The organism is Methanolapillus africanus, assembly GCF_032714475.1.
Taxonomy (GTDB): Archaea; Halobacteriota; Methanosarcinia; order Methanosarcinales; family Methanosarcinaceae; genus Methanolapillus; species Methanolapillus africanus.
Map to the genome: position 1 here is coordinate 1 of NZ_JAWDKD010000006.1, position 653 is coordinate 653.

At 46.6% G+C, this 653-nt stretch carries 1 tRNA gene and 1 rRNA gene; both read right to left on the reverse strand.

From position 1 onward, the window contains the following. Positions 1-196: 196 nt before the first annotated feature. Positions 197-269 (reverse strand) — tRNA-Ala (locus tag MsAg5_RS01435). A gap of 109 nt (positions 270-378) precedes the next feature. Next, positions 379-653, reverse strand: a 16S ribosomal RNA gene (locus MsAg5_RS01440); the annotation flags it as partial.

The window sequence follows — 653 nt, forward strand, 5'->3', positions numbered from 1 at the left end:
CAGATCCGAATGGCTGTTCAGATCTAATCCGTCCTTCCCCCACGATAACTCGCGGAGTGCATTGAAATTTTTACTGAGGAATCGAACCTCAAACTGTTTTTAAAAACAGCTTTCCGATTTTACTTTTGTTTAATTTGTTTCCGGTTTTGAATCCGGAATTGTTTTGTTGTCTTGATTTTTTCGAATCAAGATTTAATGGACTTGTGGGGATTTGAACCCCAGGCCTCTCCCTTGCAAAGGGAGCGATCTTCCAGCTGATCTACAAGCCCTGGTTTGTTGTCGGGTTTTGCCCGAATGATTCAGGGTTTGTACCCGGCTGGTTTGTAATTTTTTGTGTGACCTGATGTTTTTTCGGCATCTGACGGTGTTTTTGTTCTTAGGAGGTGATCCAGCCGCAGATTCCCCTACGGCTACCTTGTTACGACTTAACCCCCCTTGCAAAATTCAGGTTCGAGTACGGCACTTTGTCCATACCCTCACCCATACCTCACTCGGGTGGTTTGACGGGCGGTGTGTGCAAGGAGCAGGGACGTATTCACCGCGCTATGTTGAAACGCGATTACTACGGATTCCAGCTTCACGAGGGTGGGTTTCAACCCTCGATCCGAACTTAAAACGGGTTTATGAGATTAACATCCCCTTTCGGGGTAGTA